The sequence below is a fragment of the Pseudomonas sp. ERMR1:02 genome, from assembly GCF_002277815.1.
Classification (GTDB): domain Bacteria; phylum Pseudomonadota; class Gammaproteobacteria; order Pseudomonadales; family Pseudomonadaceae; genus Aquipseudomonas.
The window spans coordinates 163,443-182,167 of sequence record NZ_NKJI01000009.1 but is presented as its reverse complement, the minus strand read 5'-3'; the positions used below and the strand labels follow the sequence as shown (position 1 = coordinate 182,167).

13 protein-coding genes and 7 pseudogenes are annotated in these 18,725 nt (G+C 54.4%); 12 read left to right on the top strand and 8 right to left on the bottom strand.

Annotation, left to right across the window (positions count from 1 at the left end; genetic code table 11):
- Positions 1–25: 25 nt before the first annotated feature.
- Both CES87_RS18045 and CES87_RS18040 read right to left on the bottom strand, forming a co-directional pair.
- Complete coding sequence (locus tag CES87_RS18045) at positions 26–1,594, bottom strand: GGDEF domain-containing protein (RefSeq protein WP_128607185.1); 1,569 nt, start codon at positions 1,592–1,594, stop codon at positions 26–28.
- Between the two features lie 240 nt (positions 1,595–1,834).
- The gene (locus CES87_RS18040) at positions 1,835–3,580 is read right to left on the bottom strand and encodes a murein L,D-transpeptidase (protein ID WP_128607184.1); all 1,746 of its coding nucleotides are present in this window, start codon (positions 3,578–3,580) and stop codon (positions 1,835–1,837) included.
- Between the two features lie 82 nt (positions 3,581–3,662).
- On the opposite strand from CES87_RS18040, the gene CES87_RS18035 reads away from it, so the two are divergent.
- From CES87_RS18035 to CES87_RS18025, 3 genes and pseudogenes are all read left to right on the top strand, one after another.
- Positions 3,663–4,367, top strand: coding sequence for a murein L,D-transpeptidase catalytic domain family protein (locus CES87_RS18035; RefSeq protein WP_128607183.1), 705 nt, complete (start codon positions 3,663–3,665; stop codon positions 4,365–4,367).
- A gap of 63 nt (positions 4,368–4,430) precedes the next feature.
- A pseudogene (locus tag CES87_RS18030) lies at positions 4,431–4,613 on the top strand (copper oxidase); the annotation flags it as partial.
- A gap of 164 nt (positions 4,614–4,777) precedes the next feature.
- Entirely contained in the window at positions 4,778–5,569 is a 792-nt protein-coding gene (locus CES87_RS18025; RefSeq protein ID WP_128607182.1) for a transporter substrate-binding domain-containing protein, read from the top strand.
- 128 nt (positions 5,570–5,697) lie between these two features.
- On the opposite strand, the pseudogene CES87_RS18020 reads toward CES87_RS18025, so the two are convergent.
- Positions 5,698–5,915 (bottom strand): annotated as a pseudogene (locus CES87_RS18020) (hypothetical protein).
- A gap of 457 nt (positions 5,916–6,372) precedes the next feature.
- Here CES87_RS18020 and CES87_RS33255 point away from each other — a divergent pair.
- Both CES87_RS33255 and CES87_RS18005 read left to right on the top strand, forming a co-directional pair.
- Positions 6,373–6,641: pseudogene (locus tag CES87_RS33255) on the top strand (short-chain dehydrogenase).
- A 320-nt stretch (positions 6,642–6,961) separates the two neighbouring features.
- Positions 6,962–8,448 (top strand): annotated as a pseudogene (locus CES87_RS18005) (sensor histidine kinase).
- A gap of 12 nt (positions 8,449–8,460) precedes the next feature.
- On the opposite strand, the gene CES87_RS18000 reads toward CES87_RS18005, so the two are convergent.
- Entirely contained in the window at positions 8,461–9,147 is a 687-nt protein-coding gene (locus tag CES87_RS18000; protein WP_128607180.1) for a response regulator transcription factor, read from the bottom strand.
- Positions 9,148–9,316: 169 nt separating this feature from the next.
- Between CES87_RS18000 and CES87_RS17995 the strand changes: the two are divergent.
- A pseudogene (locus tag CES87_RS17995) lies at positions 9,317–9,852 on the top strand (AAA family ATPase).
- 58 nt (positions 9,853–9,910) lie between these two features.
- Here the strand turns inward: CES87_RS17995 and tnpB are convergent.
- Complete coding sequence (tnpB, locus tag CES87_RS32370) at positions 9,911–10,198, bottom strand: IS66 family insertion sequence element accessory protein TnpB (protein ID WP_256590957.1); 288 nt, start codon at positions 10,196–10,198, stop codon at positions 9,911–9,913.
- A 193-nt stretch (positions 10,199–10,391) separates the two neighbouring features.
- Here tnpB and CES87_RS17985 point away from each other — a divergent pair, with 193 nt between their 5' ends.
- The 3 genes and pseudogenes from CES87_RS17985 to CES87_RS33250 all read left to right on the top strand — a co-directional run.
- Complete coding sequence (locus tag CES87_RS17985) at positions 10,392–12,728, top strand: glycosyl hydrolase family 28-related protein (RefSeq protein ID WP_128607178.1); 2,337 nt, start codon at positions 10,392–10,394, stop codon at positions 12,726–12,728.
- Between the two features lie 55 nt (positions 12,729–12,783).
- Positions 12,784–13,038 (top strand): hypothetical protein, encoded by a 255-nt coding sequence (locus CES87_RS17980; RefSeq protein ID WP_128607177.1) that lies wholly within the window; start codon positions 12,784–12,786, stop codon positions 13,036–13,038.
- A 205-nt stretch (positions 13,039–13,243) separates the two neighbouring features.
- A pseudogene (locus tag CES87_RS33250) lies at positions 13,244–13,658 on the top strand (AAA family ATPase); the annotation flags it as partial.
- A gap of 327 nt (positions 13,659–13,985) precedes the next feature.
- Here CES87_RS33250 and CES87_RS17970 read toward each other — a convergent pair.
- Both CES87_RS17970 and CES87_RS17965 read right to left on the bottom strand, forming a co-directional pair.
- Positions 13,986–14,618 (bottom strand): hypothetical protein, encoded by a 633-nt coding sequence (locus CES87_RS17970; RefSeq protein ID WP_128607176.1) that lies wholly within the window; start codon positions 14,616–14,618, stop codon positions 13,986–13,988.
- Between the two features lie 9 nt (positions 14,619–14,627).
- Positions 14,628–14,918, bottom strand: coding sequence for a hypothetical protein (locus tag CES87_RS17965; RefSeq protein ID WP_128607175.1), 291 nt, complete (start codon positions 14,916–14,918; stop codon positions 14,628–14,630).
- Positions 14,919–15,160: 242 nt separating this feature from the next.
- Here CES87_RS17965 and dusA point away from each other — a divergent pair, with 242 nt between their 5' ends.
- Complete coding sequence (gene dusA / locus CES87_RS17960) at positions 15,161–16,156, top strand: tRNA dihydrouridine(20/20a) synthase DusA (protein WP_128607174.1); 996 nt, start codon at positions 15,161–15,163, stop codon at positions 16,154–16,156.
- Positions 16,157–16,203: 47 nt separating this feature from the next.
- On the opposite strand, the pseudogene CES87_RS33245 reads toward dusA, so the two are convergent.
- Positions 16,204–16,413 (bottom strand): annotated as a pseudogene (locus tag CES87_RS33245) (undecaprenyl-diphosphate phosphatase); the annotation flags it as partial.
- A gap of 756 nt (positions 16,414–17,169) precedes the next feature.
- Here CES87_RS33245 and CES87_RS17950 point away from each other — a divergent pair.
- Both CES87_RS17950 and CES87_RS17945 read left to right on the top strand, forming a co-directional pair.
- Entirely contained in the window at positions 17,170–17,910 is a 741-nt protein-coding gene (locus CES87_RS17950) for a winged helix-turn-helix domain-containing protein (protein ID WP_128607173.1), read from the top strand.
- A 29-nt stretch (positions 17,911–17,939) separates the two neighbouring features.
- Positions 17,940–18,695, top strand: a complete 756-nt coding sequence (locus CES87_RS17945) for an EAL domain-containing protein (RefSeq protein ID WP_128607172.1) — start codon at positions 17,940–17,942, stop codon at positions 18,693–18,695.
- Positions 18,696–18,725: the final 30 nt, after the last annotated feature.

Genomic DNA, 18,725 nt, shown 5'->3' with positions numbered 1-18,725 from the left:
CAGGTGAAACAACAAGACAAACGCTTCAACGATCCGAACGCATCAGCGCCTCGCCGCCCTCCATCGACAGCACAGCCGAGCGATTTCGCCCCGAATGCTTGGCCTGATACAGCGCCGCGTCCGCGCGCTGGATGAACACTTCCATGCTGTCGCGCCCCATTGGCACAAACGAATAACAGCCAAGGCTTACCGTGACGTACCCCGCGGGCGATCCGCTGTGGCTGATGTTCTTGTCGATGACACTGCGACGGATTTGCTCGGCGATGGTCATGGCGCCATGCAGGTCGGTGTCGGGCAGCAACACCGCAAATTCTTCACCGCCGTAGCGCACCGCCAGATCGGCCTTGCGATGACAGCAACCCTTCACGGCCCGCGCCACCTCGGCCAGGCAGTGATCGCCCACCACATGGCCGTAAGTGTCGTTGTAGCGCTTGAAGTAATCGATATCGAGCATGATCAGGCTCAGCGGACTGTGCTGGCGTGCGCCGCGCCCGAACTCGATTTCCAGCGCCCGCTCGAACAATCGGCGGTTGCCCAGACCGGTCAGGCTGTCGTGGGTGGCGATCAACTCCAGCGCGTGTTGTGCATTGCGCAAATCCGCCTCGACCCGTTCGCCGACTCGCACCTGGCGGATGAATACCCAACCGAACAGTGCCACGCCGAGCATGACCAGCGCGACGATGATGCTGGAACGAAACGCCGTTTCGTACCACCGCGCCAGAATCGAATCCCTGGACGATGCCGCCGAGACGACCAGCGGGTAAGCCTCCAGCTGCCGGTAGCCATACAAGCGGACAACGCCATCCACCACCGAAGTGAACATCGCGTTGCCGGAGGACGCCTGGGGCAGCAGTTTCTGAAAGATTTCGCCCTGAGCCAATGACGTGCCGATTTGAGACTCCAAAAATGGCCGGCGCGCCAGCAGCGTTCCATCGGTCAATCCCAGGAACATCGAGCCGTTGTCATCGATGCTGAAGCTTTTGAAGAACTGGTCGAAGTACGACATTTTGATCCCGGCCAGCAACACGCCCTGAAACTGGCCGTTTTTGTCGTTCACCCGCTTGGAAACCGGAATGATCCATTCGCCATTTTCCCGACTGCGAATGGCCGGGCCGATGTGCGCCTCGGACGACACGTTCTGCTGGTGGAACTTGAAATACTCACGATCCGCCACGCCGGGGCCGCGAGGCAGATTATCGAACGAAGTCACCACCCATTGGCCCTTCTGGTCGAACAGCAAGATGCCATGCAGCTGGTCGAGCGCCTGTACGCGCCGGGCGAAGGTTTTCTGCAGACGGGGCCTCAGGGGTGGACCGAAACCGTCGACCTGAATCCAGTCCACCAGACTGGTCAGCACCAGATCAGCCTTCATGAACGTGTCTTCGGCCTGCTGTGCCATGGCCCGCGTCAGGTTCGACGAGGCGACCTGGGCCTGGCTCAGGTCATGACGCCGGGATTGCTCCAGTTGCAGATAAAGCAAAGCGCACAGGCACAGACACACCGTGGCAATGAACAATACCGCTGCCTTGCGCAGCGGTATGCGTTTCAATGCGACGCCGGGAGCGTGGTGCAGGTCGTGAAGGCGCGTGGGCAAAAAATTCGTCCTTTAAGGGCAACGCACGGGCACAAGCCCAAAAGCCCTTAGTTTTTGTGCGCGTAGTCTACGGGGTAATCGGGGATAAATGGCAACCACATATCAAGTGGTTCGGACCTGCTGTGGCCCTCAGATCAATCTGTCGAGTTCATCGAATGTGACCCGTCTCGAACGATGGCAGGATTCTCATATTGAAATGCTCATCGAGCGCATCAAAAAAATCCTGCCTCTTCCCTGTCGTTACTGGCTTTGCCCTGTTACAACCATTGTGGCTTCAGCCCCGGGCAATTGCAGAGCGGGCAGTTTGGAAGGCAAATCCAGCTGCCGCAGTACCGGAGTGTCGTAGCCATAAACGTCGGGTTTGAACGTCACCCGCCCTTCTTTACTCAGGTCGACAGTCCAGTAAGCCAACAGCACAGGCACCCTGACCGGTAGCCTGATGTTTTCGGTCTTGCCATTGGCCAACTGCTTTTGAATGCCCTCACTGTTCCAGCGCACCGGGTCGTTGAACAACAGTTCGACCAACTGCAGCGGGTTCTCTACCCGAATGCATCCGGAGCTAGTGGCGCGCATGGACTTGGCAAACAGTTCGCGATGGGGCGTGTCGTGCAGATAAATCGCGTAGTCGTTGGGGAACCGAATGACCACCTGCCCCAATGAGTTTTCAGGGCCGGCATCCTGGCGCAGCGTTAAACCGCGTGCGTTGCTCCAGTCGACGGTCGACGGATCGAGCACATTGCCTGCCCGATCCAGGACTTTGATCCGGCTGGCCGCCAGGTATCCCGGGTTCTGTTGAATCTTGGGCAGCATATCCTGGACCAGAATCGTCGGCGGTACGGTCCAGGTGGGGTTGAACGTGATGTAGGTAATCTCGGACTGAAACACTGGTGTGCTGCGAAACGGCTTGCCGACCTGTACTCGGGAACGCCAGATGGGCTGACCGTCGCGGTACAGCGCAACTTTATAGCCGGCGATGTCAACGACGACAAAAGTGCCCTGAAGTTTGTACAACAACCAACGCGCCCGCTCCATGTTCACCCGGACCTGATCGATCCGTGCCTCGACGGGCACATTCAGCGCCTCCAGTGTCGATGCCCCCGCCACACCATCCGCGCCCAGGTACTGCTCGAGCTGATACTTCTTCACTGCCGCAATGACTTTGTCGTCGTAATCGTTTCGTTTGCTCTTGTGCGGTTCCAGATACCCACCGGCCACCAGACGGGCACGCAACTGTGCGACCGCCGCGCCGTCCATCCCCGGCTTGAGTGACTGCCCCTCGGCGATTTTCGGCCAACCGCCAGCAGCCTGAACCTGACGCAGCTGCGCCAGGGCCTCACGCATGCTGCGATAAACCGCCTCTTGCGGCGGCGCCTGAGCGAACGCGCGTGCCACGTCGTGATCATCGAGAGCGGCAAAGAAACTGTTCACGTCCTCACGGGGATCGACCCCGACCGGATCGAAGTTCCAATGAAAATCCAGCCGGGACGGATCGACCTTGCCGCGCCGCAATTGCAGCAGCGCGGTGATGTAGGTGCGGGTCAGCGCGATATCGAAAGCCGCCGATTGCGCCGGCGTCGGTGCGGTGGCCTGCAACGCCAGTTGCGCCTCGGCCAACTGGGCACCACGGAAATCCCCAGGGTTCAAGCCATCAGTTTCAGTGTCATTCAGGCTTTTAAGCAACTGGTTCACATCGCCGTTGGTCCAGGCGGCGCGATAGTTGCGATGAGCATAGAAATCCAGGACCACGCGATTGATATCCACCCGTTGATGCTTGCGCGAAGTGAGCAGCGGCGGAAACGCCGATTGCAGAGGTTCAAGCATTGCTTGAATCCCTTGCCCCACGACATCGTCGGGCGCCGCGCTCACCTCACTAACTGCCGGAGATACCAGCACGTTCGGCGACGTTTCCCCATGCGCAGCGCCGCCGATCAGAAAGACCATAAAAAATATGCGGCTTATGACGAATAACCTTGTTAAATGCACCATGAATAATCCCTAATCTCCCGCAAATCAAAAAGCTAGCGCTCACTCACTGCTAGACTCGACATATTCCTGATGAGATTCACTTATGGCGCTATATCGCTTTGGCTGTCTACTCACAGCGCTGCTGTTGACGTCGGCCTTCATACCAGCAGCCTACGCCGATTCGCTTGAAGTCGCGCTGGCCAAAGCCGCTCCAAATGCCAATGCCAAGGTCATCGCCCTGGCAGTCCGTGCTACCCAATGCTCCCGCGCTCAAGGCGCAGCCCCGGCACAGAGACTAGCAGTGATCGATTACTCCATGCCTTCGACCGAACAACGGCTGTGGGTGTTCGACCTGAAAAAGCGCAAATTGCTCTTCCACGAACTCGTCGCCCATGGCCGCAACAGCGGCGAAAACATGGCTACCCAGTTCTCCAACCAGAACGAAAGCTTTGCCACAAGCCTCGGCCTGTTCCGTACGCAGGAAAGTTATCGCGGCCAGAACGGCTATTCGTTGCGCATGGAAGGTCTGGAACCGGGTTTCAACGATAACGCGTTTGACCGGGCAATCGTCATTCACGGCGCACCGTATGTCAGTCCGGTACTGGCACGCGCCAACGGCCGCATCGGCAGAAGCCTCGGCTGCCCGGCGGTCCGGCCGGCAATTGCGCATCGGCTGATCGATTCGATGAAGGACGGGCAGTTGCTGTTTTCCTACTATCCGGATCAACGCTGGCTGAAGTCTTCTTCTTACATCAATTGCGGCAGCGGCACCGTGGCGTCGTCGGAAAAGACCACCAAACGCCAGTAACCCGCGCCCCCAGCTGACAAAACTGTAATCCCCTCCTCAGCCTGCTGAAAGGCACCGCCCGTTTACAACTACAACAAGCGCACCGTGGGCGATTTCATCCACGACGTCAGCGACAAAGGCTGGGGCGCGACGGTCGCCGATCGTAAGATGTGGGCCGAAATGAAGATGAATCCCACCGATCTGGCCGACGTCAGCGGCGCCACGTACACCTTCTTGATGAACTGCCAGGCACCGGACTCGAACTTTGGCAGATGCCGTGATCCCCTGTAGGAGCGATGCTTGCTCGCGATGGACGTCAACGATAACGCGCCCTGTCTGGAGGATCGCGTTGTTCAAACATAAACCCAAGTAGCCGTCACCCAAGCAACGGATATGTACACCAACCCACCCATCACAAAAACCCGATAACAATGAAAATCCTCAAAAGCACAATGATGCTCGGTGGCCTGCTCGCCCTATCGTTTGGCGCTCAGGCACAGGAAGGCCCTTCGCATCTGGACAGCGTCATGCAACAAGGCCAACTGCGCGTCTGTACCACGGGCGACTACAAACCCTACACCTACAAAGCCGAGGACGGCGAATACTCGGGCATCGACATTGCCATGGCCCGCTCATTGGCCGACAGCCTCGGCGTCAAGGTCGAATGGGTGCAAACCACCTGGAAAACCCTGATGCCCGATATGCTCGCCGGCAAATGCGACATCGGCATGGGCGGCATCTCCGTAACCCTGGAACGGCAGAAAAAAGCCTTCTTCAGCACCACCCTCGACGTCGACGGCAAGATCCCGTTGGTTCGTTGCGAAAACCAGGCCCTGTACCAAACCATCGACCAGATCAACCAACCCACGGTTCGCCTGGTCGAGCCGGCCGGCGGCACCAACGAAGCCTTCGTTCACGCCTTCCTGCCCAAGGCGCAATTGCAGTTGCACGACAACGTCACCATCTTTCAGGAGCTGTTGGACAAGAAGGCTGACGTGATGATCACTGACGCTTCGGAAGCGCTGTACCAGCAGAAACTCAAACCGGGACTGTGCGCGGTGAATCCGACGCAATACATGCAATACGGCGAGAAGGCCTACCTGCTGCCTCGCGATGACATGACCTGGAAGTTGTATGTGGATCAGTGGCTGCATTTGGCGAAGGTGACGGGGAATTACCAGAAGGTTTTGGGGCAGTGGATAGCAGTGCCTGTACCCAAATAGCACTCACAACCACAGCCCCTGTAGCAGCTGGCGAAGCCTGCGTCCGACTGCGCAGCAGTCGCAAAATCAGCGTTCACGATCCATCAGGCAGATTGCACAACGGTGGACTATATCCGCCGTTGCGCTCGTTAATCATCGTGCAGCAGACCCGAGCTGTATTCACCGAAGCTGTTGCCGAGCGCACTGCCATGGAAATTCATCTTGTTGGGGTTGTTGGTAGGCCCCGGGCCGAAGCCGGCTGACGGCAGGCTTTCTTCAGAATAGCGGCTTGTGGTGCTCACCCCGAACAGGCGCTCAACAGCACAGCACCGGCGATTAGCGCGACTTTGGCGAGGTTCGAGATCATTGTTGTGATTCCTGTGGGTTGGGTGCGCGGCGGATTGATCTTATGCGTTCATCCTAGGCTCCCGAAGGGCGGGATTATGAAACTTTGCGGGGTGACAGCGTTGGTTCAGGTACGGCCTGCTGCTGACGAATGACGCAAACTTTCAAAAAGAGCAACGTCCTACACCACGATAGGAAATGTCCGTAGACTTGCGCATTGCTGTGCCTTTGTCATGAGCCCTATAGTCCGAACGCGCCCAAATGGCGTATCGGGTTTGGCGACTCGATGACAAAGCACAGAAACCTCCGAGTTATCTCGGAGCGTTTCTGAACGCACTTGGCTGCTTTTTTGGTGGCTGTGCGTGGGAGACCTTAGGGTCTGCCGGTTTGCCTTGTCCCGGTTCGCCAACCCGCGTACAGCTACCACCCTTTGTTTGGCGACGATGAGTGGTAGATCTCCTCAATTCAAGGAATCACTCATGAACGAATATATGGCTTTAACCAGCAACGCTGACGATCTACCCTCGCTATACGTCAACACCACACAACCCTGCACTCCCTGCTCAGCACGGCCACTTACAGAATCCGAGCCGTGACGCAGATTCTTGAAAACCTCGCGATGCGCGGTGACATCACAACCGACTCAGTAATTCTCAGCGACTTTGCGTTGCTGTGTTGCGTGCCTTTGCGTGACGGGTGCGATGTGTTGGATGTGATTGCGCGACGTATGGATGCTGAGCCTTCCTGATGTAAAAAAGGGGCGTCCAGCTTGGGCGCCCACTTGGCTTCACGGAGGCCACTCACTAAATTTAGGCAGAAAATATCACGAGGCGCAGTGAGATGTGGCGCAAGACCCGCGTCGCCATGGCCACCTTGTCATACTGACCGCCTCCCTCCCAATGCCCACAGATTCTTAGTCCACCATTGAAGCTATCGGATCGCTACACAGTGAACTACTGTCAGTCATAGACGTGGCGCCCACAGGGACGCCGCCCCGGCAATCTCCAGATGCCCGTTGAGTTGCAAGGTTTCCAACCGACTTGTCAAGATGTTCAGGGAACCAGGCCGATGGCAAAAGATGCAAACATCGAATCAAACAACGGGACTTTTATCGCGCAGGAGACTGAGGCTCTGCTCGGACCTGCCCCGGTTTCCGATATGGCTCGCAACGCAATCTGGCGCGCCCGGATCACGACGCAGGCGCGCAATCTGAGTCGCTCGACCCAGTTTGTCATTGCCGCCGCGCTGATCCTGGGACTTACCATGTTCTTCGTCGGCAATCTGGTGAGCGAACGAATCGAAAATGCCGCGGTGCAGAGCGCAGCAGAAGCAGGCGCTCAGTACATGGATACGTTTCTGGAGCCCTTCGTGCAGGAGATGAGCCGGGACAACAACCTCTCGGCTGAAAGTGTCCAGTCCCTGGACCGCCTCACGCAAAGTCGTTCGCTAAAACAGCACATTGTCTCGATCAAGATCTGGCGGCCGGATGGCACGGTGGTCTTCAGCACGAATAAAGCCGTCACCAACGTTAAATTCCCAATGGATGAGATCGCCGAGGCACTCGAGGGCAATGTGGTCACCGACCTTGAAGACCCGAACCAGGATGAGAACGCGTTTGAGCGCAAGCTCAACCTGCCGCTCTATGAGATCTACGCGCCCCTGCGGGATTCAACCTCCGGGAAAGTCATCGCGGTGGCGAATTTTATGAAAAGGCCGATAGTCTGAAACGCGAGATCAATCGTGTACGACAAGAGGTATGGGTGGTCGTTGGCGCCGCGACGTTGTCGATGCTGATGCTGCTTTTCTTCATCGTGCGACGCGGTGACAAGATTATCCAGCGACAACAAGTGGCATTGCGCTTACGGCTGCTGGAGCAAACCCGTTTGCACATCAGCAATGCCGAACTGCAGCGCAAGATGTCGACGGCTACCCAAGAGTTTTCCCGTGTCAACGAACTCACCTTGAGGCGCATTGGTGCAGACCTGCACGATGGGCCGGCGCAGTTATTGACCTTGATTCTGATACGGCTCGACGACTTGGCCGAAAACTGCTCCGTTATCGATCAGGAGTCGCTGGAAACCATTCGTGGCGCCGCCACCGACGCATTGCGTGAGGTCCGCGATTTATCACGAGGTCTGGCACTTCCGGAAATTAACGACTTGAGCCTGGTGGAAGAGTTGCAACTGGTGGCGCAACGGCACGAGCAACGCACTGGCACCAAGGTCACATTAACCCTGGGGCAACTACCGGAGAGCGCGTCACTGCCGCTCAAACTCTGCTTGTATCGTTTTGTGCAAGAAGCCCTCAACAACGCTTTCCGTCATGCCGACGGCGAGCGTCAGGTCATCCAGGCGCGATACATTGATGAAGTATTGAACATCAGCGTCAGGGACGGTGGTCCAGGCATGGCGGCGGACGCCATGCTGCTCGAGAAATCCGGCAGAACCCGATTGGGGCTCGCCGGTTTGCGTTATCGCGTTGAATCTCTGGGCGGGTTATTCAGCATCGACTCCTGCGCCTCTGGTACGTCGGTAAATGCACAATTCAAACTCTAGATCAGGAGCCGCTCACGGATCAATTTGTGTTTTTTCTGCGCCAGTGTGAAGTGCCCCGACAGCTTCGCGCTCCCAATAAAGCCGTAGAGTTGTGACCGCCTCGACGCGATTTCGGGCGTGCAGTTTCTGCATCACGCCGCTCATGTGGTGCTTTACGGTTTGTTCGGTAATCAACAGTTTTGACGCAACTTCCCTATTGGTCAGCCCCTTTGAAACTTCACGAATGACCTGCTCCTCGCGAGGGCTCAAATCCAACTGGTGAAATTCTGTTTCGTGCTCCTTGATGTTGCCCTGCAGTTTGTTGGCAACCTCGGGGGTGATATAGGTCTCACCCTTGGAAACCGACCTGATCGCCTGGACGAGCTCCGGTCCGCTGACACCTTTCAACACATACCCGCGCGCGCCGGCCTCCAGTGCCGAAAAGGCGTCATCTTCGGATTCTGAAACCGTCAGCATCAGCACCTTCACATCCGACAGCTGAGTGGAAATGAACCGCACCGCGGCGAAAACATCGCCCGGCATATTGACGTCCATCAACATCACGTCCGGACACATCCTCTGGGCAATATCCCTGGCATCTTCCGCATTGGCGCCCTGCTCGACGACCTGAAGATCCGCCCGTCTTCTCAATGTATTGGCAACGCCCTCACGCAACATTGGATGATCGTCGACAATGCCGATGCGAATAAATGGACTCATGACGCGCTCCCGAAAGGATCAGCACTCGAACACTCATAGATTAATAGCAGGTAACCCGGGATGACGCCTGTCGCCAACCGTATGTCCCGATGGTCGCCCCACCTGGCAGCCTTTCACTGGCCATCCAAAACCTACACAATTGCCGGCTTTTTCACGGCAGGAAGTCCTCATGCAACGGATTGTAATTCTGGGCAATGCCGGTAGCGGCAAATCTACCCTGGCCCGCGCCCTCGGCAAGCGCTTGAGCCTACCCGTGATACACCTGGATACGCTGTTTTGGGAACCCGGCTGGGTCGAACCTGACGCAGAGCAGTTCCGCGCACGTGTCCGCGAAGCGCTCGCACCGGATACCTGGATTTGTGAAGGCAACTATGCGCGGCGTACCTTCGACCTTCGCCTGCCCCGAACCGACCTGATCATCTGGCTCGACACGTCGCGGCTCACCTGTTTTACCCGGGTGATCATGCGCAGCGTAAGGAAACGCCCTCGCCCTGACCTTGCAGCAGGTTGTGCAGAGAAGCTTGACCGGGCGTTTCTGACCTTTCTCAACTTCGTGTGGAATTTCGATCGTGGCTACCGCCCAGGTATCGAGGCGGTGCGCCTGGCAATAAACCCGCAAGTTCCTACGGTGCACTTGCGCGGTAGCAGGCAGATTGCTGCTTTGTCGATAGCTTGCCGGTAACGTTTGGAGTCTGCGCTGAATAGATGGATGGTGACTTGCAAAAATGGGGATGTATTTATTCGCAGTAAACCAGCCGGGTCCTCACCTTGCCTTGGACTGAAAAATAAATCCGTCCCTCTTCCCTAGTCCCCTTTTCCCTATGCGTTCGGATTCAAGGCGTTTGAGCCAAAGGCAAAAGCCGTTGCGTTCCCAATACAAAATCTTCACCCGATTGCGGGGTTTGTTGAGAAAGACGAAAAGCACCGGATCGAACACCGCCACTTTGATATCCAGCTCCACCAGTGCGGCTAGGCCGTCGATGGATTTTCGAAAGTCTGCGTGTCTAGGGTAAAGGTACACTTTTTCAATTTTGGCATCGGGACGCATCATGGCCGCTGGCTTCTGAAAGAGATAGGGAGCACAGCGTCAGGCATCAAATCGCGGCTTTGAATGTGGGGTTCGTGGAGCAGTTACGCTACACCGGCTGATCACGACCCAGTCAATTCCATCCCTGGACTTCACGAACACATTACATCCCCACCGGTATAATGCCGACCGTTCCCGTTTTTTAGGTTTGGTCGTCATGGTTAATCGCCGGAATTTATTAAAACTCAGCGCACTCGGTACCGCCTCTTTCGCGGCGCCGCTGGCGTACTCTGCGAGCAAGATAACCATGGCCTATAACACCGGCAACCCGCCAGGCTCATCCTCTCCGAAAGATTTAATTGATAACGCAGAAGACTTCGATTTTCTATTGACCGGAGCTGGCGTGTCTCATCCAAACCGCCTAGGTGTTCCACTCAAGTCATGGAAGGGGATGGAGGCTGAGTTTGATGCCGATCAGGCCGAGCGCGTTGCCGAATTTGACGACTCGCAGGACCTTCGTGAAGTGCAGTTCAATACCTATTTGGACTCGACCGGGTTTGAAAACCCTCCACTGAATTATGTGGACGGTACGCCGCTTCAAGTCGACAGAGCTACGCAGCTGGTAGTGCGCGACGGCAACCTTTACACAGTAAAGCGTCCCGCATCATTCCCGCACACTCTGACCGGGACATGGGGTGCTGACCAAACCCACTTAGTTTTGCGTAGCGATCAAACTGTACGACAGGACTTGGCAGACCCACTAACTGGGCCTGAAATGCTTGGGTTTCGCCAACTTTCAACCAACGCGTCAAGCCGTACAGTCGCTGATAGATTGCGTGAAACTGTTAGCGTGAAGGATTTTGGCGTTAAAGGTGATGGGATCACAGACGATACAGCGGCTATTCAGGCGGCATTGGACTCCATTACCAATGGTTTTTTGACCACGCAACAGAGATATGGCGGCATATCGCTATTCTTCTCGGAAGGCATTTACCTGATCTCTAAGCCATTGGTTATTAAGTCAGTAAATACGACTCTTACTGGGGCGGGCGCAGGCGCCACGATAATCCAAGCAACCTCCGGCACCTTCTCCGCTGATACGGGATCAGCCCTCATGGGCAAGTGGATGATCATATGGGAAGCGGCGTACGTATTAAGCGGTGACGACTTATATAATTGCCATGTCTTTGACATGTCGCTTGATTTCAACAACAGAAACGACGTGAAGGGAATTTGGATTGGCGGTGGTCGAAACTCATCGTCTATTGAACGAGTCCAATTCATTCGATATTACACGCACCTTATCGAGCTGGGTAAGTCCGCAAGGGACTTTCATTCGATAACCCAAGGTTTTCTTGTAAGCAACTGCCTTGCTATTTGGGATGGTAACGTTGGACAACACACGGCGGATCGAGATGGGCTGTTGTTCGTTATATCCGCAGGTAATGAAAATACGTTTTTTAATGTAGACGCTGCATCCGGCTCAGGCGAAACCTCTATCGGCACCGCGTTTATTGTTGGTAATGGGAGTTATCAATGCGGCGGAAACAAGTTCATCGCTTGCGGGGTTGCTAACCTAAAGGCCGCTCATGTCATTGCAAGTACCGTTAGCGGGTTTGTGGTGGGGGAAACTGTCACCACAGGCGACGGCTTCAAAGGCGTTATCACGTCCATTGCCGGCTTAACCCTTAAAATGACCGTTCCTGTAGGGGGCGGATCGGCGTATGTCCCGCGAACTGCTGACTCTATCGTCGGCGGAACTAGCGGCGCAACCGCTACTATTACTTCAGCGGTATTCGGGAAGGCTTGGCATCTTTCCAACTCTTGGGGTACTGTCATTGAGAGCGTCAAGGCCATTGAAAGCACGGCTTGTGGGGTTTTCATGGACAACAGCGACGCGTCGAAATGCACTCAGAACGTTGTGCGCGGGGGCCGCTTCTTTGGTTTTACCGCATCTTGTTTTGTAGCCTTCGGTCGCAGTCAATTCAACCGTTGCGAAGCGGATGTATATTCGTCTTCGGTGTCGGTATTGTCGGGAGCGAAATTTGCTACAGCGCAGTTTTATACGGTTGGTTCTGCTAATGCCAGCTTAGTAAAGTTCGTCTCAACTGAACCGAGCAACTCAGCCATCGAGTACCTGTCCATTGGCGGATTAAACGTCCGAAACTCTGCCAACACAGCCATATTTGCAGGAAAGAATGCTACGGGGGGTGTTCGCGTCGATAACTTCAGAACCGATCTTTTCGACGCTAACCAAGTCCGTCTTCTTGATCGTGAAGGTAACGTTCGTGTTTCGACCGAGAACGGGGACAACGGCAAGCTCACCTTGCATGATGGCACTGGAGCCGCACGGGTTATCGTTGCCTATGACGGCTCGATTACGGTTAACAGCGCTTCTGGCAAGACTGTCGCAATACAACAAAACGGTGCGAGCAAGATCGTTATCGATGCGGCAGGGTTGATACGTTTTTTCGGGCTGACCACCGCAGTCCCTGCCGCAACCGAGGCCGTATATAAAGACGCTAGCGGTTTCGTGAAGGTTACGCCGCCGTAAAACTTTAAACTGCACGGCCTCTAATGTCAGGGGCTCACTTTATTTAGGGGCACTTATGGCTCTTAAGCAAACCATAAATTTTCGAGGCATCTATGTCGCGGACGCCTATATCAAGACCAGCGGAGTCACGATTAGCCTTGGAAATGAGCGCATCGATTTCGTCGCGTTTTACATGGCGTCCAGCACTGATGCGCCTTTCAACAACGGGAGCATTCAGTGTGCCTATAACCTAAACGGGGACAACCCGATCAAGCAGGGTTATGAATACCTTAGAACGCTATCAGAGTTTGCGGATGCAATCGACTGCTGACCGCTATCCGAACAACAAGCAGCCTGCCGTCGTGCGGGCTTTTTTTCGCCTGGAGAAAAGTTGTGACAGTAAATGAAAAAGAGCGCAACATTTTCGCCCGAACCTTGTGGGCTGAGGCCCGAGCAAAGAAAGGGGACTGCAAAGAAAGGGGACGGATTTATTTTTTGCGAAAAATATGCGCAAAATAAATCCTCCCCCTTTTCACTGGTTTGAACCCAACGCAGAGCGTTCCACGCACGTGTCCGCGAAGCGATCGCCCCTGATGCCTGGATTTGTGAAGGTAGCTATGCGCGGCGTACCTTCGACCTTCGCCTACCCCGAACCGACCTGATCATCTGGCTCGACACGTCGCGGCTCACCTGTTTCACCCGGGTGATCATACGTAGCCTAAGGAAACGCCCTCGCCCTGAGCTTGCAGCAGGTTGCACAGAGAAGCTTGACCGGGCGTTCTGACCTTTCTGAACTTCGTGTGGAATTTCGATCGTGGCTACCGCCCTGGGATCGAGGCGGTGCGCCTGGCAACAAGCCCGCAAGTGCCTACAGTGCACTTGCGCGGTAGCAGGCAGATTGCCGCTTTTGTCGATAGCTTGCCGATAACGTCTGGAGTCTGCGTTGAATAGATGGATGGTGACTTTCAAAAATGGGGATCAAATTGTGCGCAGCGAACCAGCCGGGTCTTCACCATGCCTTGGACTGAAAATAAATACGTCCCCTTTTTCCCTTTTTCCATACGCGCAACGCTGTTCACTTAAGACCGTGTCCATACGAAAGCATGGGAAAACACGTAAACCTGTAGGAGCAAAGCTTGCTCGCGATAGCGGTCTGTCAGCCAGGATCCCTGTTGAATGTACCGCCGTCATCGCGAGCAAGCTTTGCTCCTACGGAGGCAAGCCTTTTTATCGTGTCTTAAGTGAACAGCATTACCGCATACGCGGGCCTTTCTCGTTTTACATGGCGACTCTCGTCAAACGCTGCAGATCAGAGATGACGACAGGGTTTCTATGTTCAATCACATCCTCCTGGATGTGCCAGATCACAGACTTGAGAAGATCTGTGCGAGTCATATGGGTCGCCTCGAGGAGTATTATGAAGTCGTCTGCCACATAAGAATTCACCTTCATCGACAGCCGCTTCATCGAGCGCGAGGGAGTCAAGTGGCGACACGTCATCTGCTTCGAGAACCACTGAGAAAATTCGTAATGTGTTCTCTGCAAGCGGTCAGCAGCTTTTGTCTCTACCAGCTCTCTCAAGTAGTAACTGATGAATAACTTTCGAGTCTGCACGCTAGCCTCTTTGGTCACCACATGCATAGCTGCATCCAAGACATCAAGGTAGATCGCTGGCAGTCGCGCTTCGATGGGGGTCAATTGATGCTTGCGCGCCTCTTTGATCGCCGGAGTCGATTGCGCCGGGATTGCAACGACAGTTTCACAAACGTCGCAAATCCCAACCAAGACGTCCTTCGCCTCGCCGTGGCCATCACTGAAGGGCACATTACGGCGCACATAAGTCGTAGTGACAACCTGTTGGCAGTGCTCACATAGAGCCTTACCGTGATCGCCTTCGAATAGAAGCTTCATGAAGTTCACTCACCGATGGACGCTAATGAACCAAGCGCTTGGATCGATAAAAAAGAATTTTATGTACCAGGTCCCTGTCTTTAGCACATGGACTTCGATACCGGGGACAGAATGATGTGGGCTACAGCTGTGCTGCGTGCCGCTGCATTTCTTGATGATCTCAATCACCTCCTGAGCTGAGACCTCCCCAGTTGCCAGTAAGTTTTTGACATTGATCGAGCCGCGAGCAACATGCTGATAATCGCCCGTCTCCAGAGCCGCTAGCACATCGCGCTTGGCTTTTTTGAAGCCTTTTTCCATTGCGACCCTTAATGTGTACGAGGATTATCGTACACTATGTGTGCGACATCCAGCCGCTATTTTGTCGCTGGGTTTACCCGAAGGAGGGACAAAAAATGGGGACAGATCTATTTTCTCGCAGAGCCTTGTCCCCTCCCTGCTCTCGCTTGCCTGAACAACCACCACTAGACTCCCTTCAGCCCCGCTAGCCCCATTCCTGTTAAACTCCCCCACCTCCCAGCCTCACCGATTCCAGATCCCCAATGCCCGCACCCATCGCCACACCCGCCCCGCTCTCCCGCCGCTTTTCCGTCGCTCCGATGATGGACTGGACGGATAGACACTGCCGTTTCTTCCTACGCCTACTGTCGAAAAACGCCCTGCTCTACACCGAAATGGTCACCACCGGTGCCTTGCTCAACGGCGATCACGAACGCTTCCTGCGCCACAACGAAGCCGAGCATCCGCTAGCCTTGCAGCTCGGCGGCAGTGTGCCGCTGGACCTGGCCGCCTGCGCACGCATGGCCCAGGAGCACGGCTACGACGAGGTGAATCTGAATGTCGGCTGTCCGAGTGATCGGGTGCAGAACAATATGATTGGCGCGTGCCTGATGGGGCATCCGCAGTTGGTGGCTGATTGTGTGAAGGCGATGCGCGATGCAGTGTCGATTCCGGTGACGGTGAAGCATCGCATCGGTATTAATGGGCGCGACAGTTACGAAGAGTTATGTGATTTCGTCGGTACGGTTCGCGAGGCCGGGTGCACGAGTTTTACCGTGCATGCGCGGATTGCGATTCTGGAGGGGTTGTCGCCGAAGGAGAACCGCGACATTCCGCCCCTGCGTTATGACGTGGCGGCGCGGTTGAAGGCAGATTTTCCGGAACTGGAGATTATTCTCAACGGCGGGATCAAGACGCTGGAGGCCTGTCACGAGCATTTGCAGACGTTCGACGGCGTGATGCTGGGCCGCGAGGCGTATCACAATCCTTATGTGATGGCTGAAGTGGATCAGCAGCTGTTCGGCAGCACGGCACCGGTGATCACTCGCGCTGAGGCGCTGTCGCAGTTGCGGCCGTATATCGCCGCGCACATCGACGCAGGCGGTTCAATGCACCACATCACTCGACATGTGTTGGGGCTGGGCACCGGGTTTCCGGGGGCGCGCAAGTTTCGGCAGTTGTTGTCGGTGGATATTCACAAGGCCAAAGAGCCGTTGGCATTGCTGGATCAGGCGGCGCAGTTGCTTGAAGGGCGTTAAACGTTCTTCAACACCAGGCTGCGGGCTCCGCAACCTGGTGCGCATGTTCAGAGCGCCGCCGCGTCAGTCCAATTGACCCAACCGAATCCCCATGTCGCCAGGGTCAGCAAGCCGAATGCAATCCGATACCACGCGAATGCGGCGTAACTGTGGCTGGCAATAAACTTGAGCAAGCCACGTAAGGCGATCACGGCGAAAAAGAACGCTGTCACGAAGCCTGGGGCAAAAACCGGCAAGTCACTGGCCTGGAACAGGTCCGAAACTCCCAGACAACAGCCAGGATAGCGCCCAGTTGATAATGATATTGAACGCCATCGCTCGTTCACCGCCGAAGTCGAGCAAATCCGCAACAATAATCTGATGCGGTACTGATATGGCAAAAACTCGGTAAGTCCTACAACCAGTCCAAAATCAAACAGTTACGGTAGTCCACAGATCCATTAATCCCCCGTTCGCCCGTTGATCGCATGAGGGCCTGTTGCTATTCAAACACCTGGAACTCATCGCAACTGAGCTTATCCAACCCCCGACAAAGACCACCTGGCGAACGCGAAATTAAAACGCATCAGGCCGCGTAAGAAAATCCTTTGTTATCAAATGTCTATCACCAAAATTAACGCTTGAAGAGTTATATATCGCTTATCACTGGACATATTGTTAGGCAAAAACACCAAAACTTTAGCGCGAAAAGGCAAAGTCCCAAGGGTTGATCATTTCTGTTAAAAAACTGAAAACCAATCTACGCTTCATCCACACGTACCGCTTATTGGTTCGGGAAATCAGGAGATCGGGACAAAAGATAGCACAATGCTATGTCACGTTAAAACCAGAAACGGACCTGGAGAGCTCGGCATCCAAACCTCACGAACCCAATCGATCACGTCATATTCGCCCCCAATGTTAAAAAAAACGTGACGTCCACTTCAAAATTCGATGAAATGTTACCAATTGTCAGTCACAGATGAGAATCAGTGCTTTAACATCCAACCGTCAGCACCCAGCCGAGTCAAAGCATGATGCTTACAGGGAACAAAACGACATTGAGTCACAGCCTAGCAAAGGAGCAGACAGGGATTCTCACCATTGGGCGGACCCCAATGTTAGCGGAGGGTTTCAGGGAATTAGTCGCCAGCCACGTAGGTAACGACGTAACCGTTGATGCAACGTGCTACAGCAACTCATTCAACAGAAACCAGCACCTTGAGTTCTACCGTGCGGTCTTTATCGTCATTGATAGCCCCCAGGCGTTTACTGAGAGCGTTGCCTTGATTGAAGGTCTTCGTGCCAACAATATGGCGTCAATAATTTTTGCAGCTATCACCGGTTCAGGCACCTACAACAAGATGAAATATTATCTTGCTGGCGCCGACTACTGCATCAAAGTCAATAGCACGTTAGTCGATAGCGGTGAAGAAATTTCCGGCATTTTGAGTAGTCCGGAATTGCAGGTAAAAGACAGCCTGATGTTAGACCCGACTCGCATGTGCCTCATCGCAGATGATAAAAAACTCGATGTATCGTTTGCGGAAATGAAAATCCTTGAAGCTTTTTCCCAAACAAAATCGCATATATTAAGCCATGATGAAATCGCCAGAATCATGGGCCTGAATATAAATTTTTATGACCCAAGAGCCTTGGAAAAATCGATCAGCCGCCTTCGTGGTAAAATAAAAGACATGTATGGCACCAACGCCATTCATAGTATTCGCGGATATGGATATCGTTTAATCAGGGGTCTGATCTCTACAACCTGATTACTTAGGTGCAACGGAGTTTTTGCATTATGAACGCAATCGAATGCGTACCTCGCTTCGAGCGTGCGAATCACTACTTGTCTCGGCAATTGATTCTTACACGCGATGACCGCCCATTTGGCAGCGAGATCAGAATAAAATCCGACGACAGTCAGATCCTGTCCGCTCTTGCATCTCATGCACCAGCGACGAATCCGATGAGTGGCATCTACAGCGAAGCCCTGATGCAGACTCGACTGATGGCTTTCTCGTTAAAAGATCGCACCACCTCGAGCCAGAACAAATATCTGAGCCGTCGATTTGTCTGTGTAGATCAGTCAGCACTCGCCCATGCCGCGCTCACTGAAGAATTGATCCAGTGCAGCGACGCCCTGCGTGGTCTTGGACAGACGTTGGTGGTCGCGCTAAACGAGCTACCCTTGCCGGCGGTCAGATTCACTGACAAAAAGAAAATCCTCCATAACGTGTATCTATTGAAAGATCACGGTATCGAAATCGCATTCGATGGATTTAATGTTTACGACGAAAGTATCGAAATTTTTACAAGCCTGAATCTATTCGACTATATAAAGATTTCGATTTCGGCCCTAGACTTGGGCTTTAAACTCGGTGAAAAACCCGAGCTATTCAACCGACTCTACGAACGCATGACCCTGCAAGCTCACAATACCAAAGTCAGCTTTATAGCAGACAGAGTCGAGCATGCTGCGGGTCACGTACTGGCGCGAGCGTTGCCCTTTGATTACTTCCAAGGGAGCCACTACTCCCCTGCCGACAACATTTAAACCAACTATCAGGCGTTGCAATTAAGGAGA

What these genes read in the sequence shown, in the direction of transcription:
- CES87_RS18040 (WP_128607184.1), bottom strand. Translation starts at nt 3,580, where the DNA reads ATGGTGCATTTAACAAGGTTATTCGTCATAAGCCGCATATTTTTTATG.
- dusA (WP_128607174.1), top strand. Translation starts at nt 15,161, where the DNA reads ATGCCCGCACCCATCGCCACACCCGCCCCGCTCTCCCGCCGCTTTTCC.
- tnpB (WP_256590957.1), bottom strand. Translation starts at nt 10,198, where the DNA reads ATGATGCGTCCCGATGCCAAAATTGAAAAAGTGTACCTTTACCCTAGA.
- CES87_RS17970 (WP_128607176.1), bottom strand. Translation starts at nt 14,618, where the DNA reads ATGAAGCTTCTATTCGAAGGCGATCACGGTAAGGCTCTATGTGAGCAC.
- CES87_RS18025 (WP_128607182.1), top strand. Translation starts at nt 4,778, where the DNA reads ATGAAAATCCTCAAAAGCACAATGATGCTCGGTGGCCTGCTCGCCCTA.
- CES87_RS17980 (WP_128607177.1), top strand. Translation starts at nt 12,784, where the DNA reads ATGGCTCTTAAGCAAACCATAAATTTTCGAGGCATCTATGTCGCGGAC.
- CES87_RS17950 (WP_128607173.1), top strand. Translation starts at nt 17,170, where the DNA reads ATGATGCTTACAGGGAACAAAACGACATTGAGTCACAGCCTAGCAAAG.
- CES87_RS17965 (WP_128607175.1), bottom strand. Translation starts at nt 14,918, where the DNA reads ATGGAAAAAGGCTTCAAAAAAGCCAAGCGCGATGTGCTAGCGGCTCTG.
- CES87_RS18000 (WP_128607180.1), bottom strand. Translation starts at nt 9,147, where the DNA reads ATGAGTCCATTTATTCGCATCGGCATTGTCGACGATCATCCAATGTTG.
- CES87_RS18035 (WP_128607183.1), top strand. Translation starts at nt 3,663, where the DNA reads ATGGCGCTATATCGCTTTGGCTGTCTACTCACAGCGCTGCTGTTGACG.
- CES87_RS17985 (WP_128607178.1), top strand. Translation starts at nt 10,392, where the DNA reads ATGGTTAATCGCCGGAATTTATTAAAACTCAGCGCACTCGGTACCGCC.
- CES87_RS17945 (WP_128607172.1), top strand. Translation starts at nt 17,940, where the DNA reads ATGAACGCAATCGAATGCGTACCTCGCTTCGAGCGTGCGAATCACTAC.